This is a genomic window from Carboxylicivirga taeanensis (assembly GCF_051851475.1).
In the GTDB taxonomy this organism is placed as follows: domain Bacteria; phylum Bacteroidota; class Bacteroidia; order Bacteroidales; family Marinilabiliaceae; genus Carboxylicivirga; species Carboxylicivirga taeanensis.
Genome location: NZ_JBPUSJ010000034.1, coordinates 1 through 4,282, shown reverse-complemented (window position 1 = coordinate 4,282; position 4,282 = coordinate 1). Strand labels below are relative to the sequence as shown.

At 32.5% G+C, this 4,282-nt stretch carries 4 protein-coding genes; all 4 read left to right on the top strand.

Annotated elements, in window-relative coordinates; all coding sequences use genetic code 11:
• Nucleotides 1–144: 144 nt before the first annotated feature.
• The 4 genes from ACSX1H_RS18780 (at nt 145) to ACSX1H_RS18765 (ending at nt 4,142) form a co-directional block, all read left to right on the top strand.
• A complete protein-coding gene (locus ACSX1H_RS18780) occupies nt 145–678 on the top strand; it encodes a hypothetical protein (RefSeq protein ID WP_439185793.1) in 534 nt (177 codons plus the stop codon).
• A 396-nt stretch (nt 679–1,074) separates the two neighbouring features.
• Nucleotides 1,075–1,974, top strand: coding sequence for a hypothetical protein (locus tag ACSX1H_RS18775; protein WP_439185792.1), 900 nt, complete (start codon nt 1,075–1,077; stop codon nt 1,972–1,974).
• Between the two features lie 189 nt (nt 1,975–2,163).
• Nucleotides 2,164–3,216 (top strand): hypothetical protein, encoded by a 1,053-nt coding sequence (locus ACSX1H_RS18770; RefSeq protein ID WP_439185791.1) that lies wholly within the window; start codon nt 2,164–2,166, stop codon nt 3,214–3,216.
• Between the two features lie 146 nt (nt 3,217–3,362).
• Nucleotides 3,363–4,142 carry a hypothetical protein gene (locus ACSX1H_RS18765; RefSeq protein WP_439185790.1) on the top strand — a complete coding sequence of 260 codons (780 nt, stop codon included), beginning with the start codon at nt 3,363–3,365 and terminating at the stop codon, nt 4,140–4,142.
• The last annotated feature ends 140 nt before the right edge of the window (nt 4,143–4,282 follow it).

Below are 4,282 nucleotides of genomic sequence, written 5' to 3'. Positions count from 1 at the left end.
GCTTTGGTTGGGCCGATTCCCGCCTCGATTGTCAGTCCTGTCGGACGGACAATCAGCACCGCGAATCTGCTACCGCATCATGCAGCTAACCGTTGGGCGCAATAATGAATCTACACCTACATAAATTTTGGCAAATTAGTTAATATGAAATGTTCAAATTTTACAAGCTTCATCCTGACACTTTTACTGGGCACTTCTCTACTTACTAGTTGCGAGCGGTTTGACATCAGATTAGTTTTGACTAATAATGAGGAGGCTCTGACGACCATATGTAATGACTTTCTTAAACAAGATGGTATAAGATATATCAACATTACTTCTCATTATGACAAAGGAACTTGTGATGTAGTAAATTCATGGTGTTTGCGGTTTGAGAAATGGGAAAAATGGGACAAACAAAAAGAAAAGACAATATATTTAGACACTATAGAAGAAGTGATTGAGTATGAGAAAATTGATAAAGTCAAATACAATGCCTTAGTAAATTCTTTGAAAAAGTACAATTTAAAATCAATTGGCAAAGTATATAACTGCTCATCTTGTGTTGACTTGGAATTCAACCTTAAAGGTTTAAGGTATTCACAGGATAGTACGTACAGACTAAAAAAGGATTTTGAATATTTAAAAGTAGAACAGATAAATACAAATTGGGCCTATTATAAGCGTGACTGGAATTAGAAATTACAGCGCCCAACACGCTAGTATAAAGCATATGGCGTTTGTGATTTTTGGAAGTTGAGTGAGATATTTGAACACCGCCAAATCTTTGATTTGGCTTTAATAATGAAAAGATAAAAACAAATAAAAGATTTGGCTCAGCGGAGTTTTGGAAGGTTTGGTTTGTTAAATCGCCATACGCTTCATCTAGCCAACCGTTGTGTGTTATTCCCCCTATAAACCCATAGTATTGATTTAAACTCAAGGTAATCAATACTTTTTAGGTTTATGGATTTCTTAAGCTAACGTAAATTTGCTAGCAAGAATAAGCTGAAAAAGGCCAAAATCAAGAAAAGCATAAACAACTGAACATCAATGACTAATTTTTACGTTAGTCAGAATTAAAATACAATCCAAATGCTTAAAATAAACAAACACTTAAATAAAGGAAAGAAGCATTTAATTGGCTCATTTAAAACTCAATACTCATTAAATGAACCTATATATAAAAAAGCCAAATGGGTGGACGAGAGTAATACAAAGGAAACAGAAGTTCATGTGGGGCATTTATTTATTCAATATCTAAGAGAGATTGAAAAAAAAGAAGTGATGTATTTTTCACATAATCCAGATGACGACCATAAAAATCCAGACATATTTGTCCATTTAGATGGAAAACAAAGAACTGTACAAATTACACAATTTGTAATAAGCGATTATTTATCAAAAGTAAATCAAGCCCGCCAGACTTGTGAGAAATTATCTGATTTAATAAGTAAAATATACAAACCTCCTATCAAAGTAAATATCCAGATTTGTACACCTTGGTCAAGTGATGAAATTCCTCAAGGACGTAAAAATGTTTACAAAAAACTTGCGAAAGTTATTGCAAAAAGCATATCAGAGAATATTGAGAAGTTGACTGCTAAAAATGAATATCTTAATTTCCATTTAGACAAAACTGACTTTAGTTCTATTGCTGAAAATTATAATCTTTATCCTGTCCCAGAAAACTATCATTCAAACTTTTATGGAAGCAATAATATCTATATAGACTATGGGTTTGATAATATTAATATATTTGAAGAAGACATTGCCACTGAGGTAAATAGGATTTTTAACAAAAAGAATGATGGCAAGTCTGAAATATTGGTTATCTGGGGTGATGCTAATCATTTTATGAATACAGAATCAATAATTATAGAATATCTTCAAAAGAAGTTCAAATCGTCAAGTTTTAAATACGTATACTTTCTAACATTTCATAATGTTTTGGATATTGAGAAAAGAGTCATTAGATGCAAACAAGTCAATTAATAAAATAACAACACACAACAAGCCATCATAAAGTAGCCCTGGCTTTGGTGAGGTTTGGGAGTTCAGCTCCCGCGCGAGCAGTAGCATAAGCAAGAAAGTGAATATACCACACGCACCAGTGCCACTTCATATGGCCAAACCGTTAGCGGTTATTAGAAAACTTACATAATATCACTAAAGTACATCTAAATGAGATACATATTTTTGTTAATTCTACTAGTCATTTTCAATGGTGTGCAAGCTCAAACAGATTTTCGAAGTGGCAAAATTATTACTATGGAAGGTGATACACTTCAAGGAGAGCTAAATTTTCAAGGTGAAATTAATAACACGAGAGAAATTGAATTCAAAAATGAGAAAATTGATACAATATATCGACCATTTGAAATTGATAGTTATGTCTTTGACAATGGGAAATACTATGTGTCAAAGATTGTATATACAAGGAAAGATACATTTAATGTATTTGCAGAATATATAGTAAAAGGGAAGAAAGACTTGTTTTTTTATAGGTTAAATTCAGGATTTCATCATGCTATGAGTATTTCTTCTGATGAAATTATGGAAATTCCTTATAAAGAAACTGTAGTTAATGTCAATGGTGTTAATTATCAGAAAGAATCGACACACCATATTGGATATTTGAAATCCTATTTTCAAGATTGCCCTTCTTTATTTTCAGAAATAGATAAACTAAAATCGCCTGACCGAAAATCATTATTAGATTTAACTAAAAAGTATCATGAGATTAACTGTAGTGGAGAATCTTGTATTATATATGAAAAGGAAAAATATCCACTTAGAATAGCAATAGAATCTATATTTACTTATTATTTTAAGAACTATTACACGGATGACAGTTCTAACAAAACTATTGGAACACATTTATATTTTTGGCTCCCAAATTCTAGTGAAAAATTATATATCAAAACAGGTTTACTATATACTCAACTTGAAGATTATAACTACTATCAAATACCATTTGCTTTCGAATATTTATATTCCTATAACGCAATAAAGCCAAAATTTGATATCGGAGTCAACTGGCATCTTTATAGTGATGGTGGTGTAGGTTTGACAACCCTTGTAAGTGGAGGTTGTTTAGTGAAAATAACTAACTGGTTATTTATAGATTTTGATATCAGTTCAGACCTATTTCAGTTTTCTTATGAAACTGATTTCTTTTTAACTTTTGCAGCTAAGACAGGCTTATATATCAACATAAACAATAACAACCGCTAACAAGCCATCATAAAGTAGCCCTGGCTTTGGTGAGTATTTGGAGTTCAGCTCCCGCGCGAGCATAGGCATAAATAAGAAAGCGAATATACCACACGCACCAGTGCCACTTCATATGGCCGAACCGTTGGGGCCAATTTGAAAAATGCATGACACATAAGCTATACATATTATTACTGACTCTTTTTTTCAACTTCGGGTTCGTAGCAGGTCAAGAATTGATTTATAATTCAGAAACTGCGGTTCTTTCAAGTGGATTTAGAGATACTAGTTGCATTGTAAACTATGACACACTTTCAGAAGTTCCTGTAGACTTAAGGGAAGCCTTAGAAAATCAACTAAAGATTAGGACAAAAGAACACTTTCAAAATTTAAAGTTCAGGTATGCACTAAGTGTTGACATAGAAACTTTACTTAAAAAACACCCTGATGTTATCTATGAAATCGGACAGATTCCAAAACTCTCAGCACTCTATGAATGGCAAGACTTATCTTTAGGTATTGGTTTACACTATATTCTGATTGCAATTGATTCATATGGACAACTTATTAGATTGAATTTCCCTAATCTAAACTTGCTTAAAGACTTTGAAGGAAAGTATGAAAGTGCACAGTTTATGACACTTGATAAAGCAAAGACAAAAGCAGAAGAATATATATCAGATAAAATAAGTGATTTCAAGTTATCATCTTATAGTTTAATATTCGATGATGTAAAGCAGAACTTATTCTGGTCATTTGATTTTTTACCATCCAATGGCAACAATGAAATAAGTACATATTACACCTGCAATGTTGATGTCCTAAATTGGCATTGTGAAGGTTTTTATAAGGGAGAATTTATTCTGAATCCGTCAATTTTGCTTGAGATTGAAGAAGAAATCATCGAATTTAAAAAAGAAAAAACTGGCCCCAACAAACCGCAATAGCGCATAAGGCGTTCGTGGTGTTTTGGAAAGTTCCGAGCTTCGGCGACCAGCGCCAAATCACTGATTTGGCTTTTGAAATGAAAAGTTAAAAACAAATACAGCGCTTTGGCTCCGCTCAATTTGGAAAATTTGTAAGGTTA

Excerpts from the sequence above, each read along its gene's own strand:
- ACSX1H_RS18775 (WP_439185792.1), top strand. The coding sequence starts at position 1,075 with ATGCTTAAAATAAACAAACACTTAAATAAAGGAAAGAAGCATTTAATT.
- ACSX1H_RS18770 (WP_439185791.1), top strand. The coding sequence starts at position 2,164 with ATGAGATACATATTTTTGTTAATTCTACTAGTCATTTTCAATGGTGTG.
- ACSX1H_RS18765 (WP_439185790.1), top strand. The coding sequence starts at position 3,363 with ATGACACATAAGCTATACATATTATTACTGACTCTTTTTTTCAACTTC.
- ACSX1H_RS18780 (WP_439185793.1), top strand. The coding sequence starts at position 145 with ATGAAATGTTCAAATTTTACAAGCTTCATCCTGACACTTTTACTGGGC.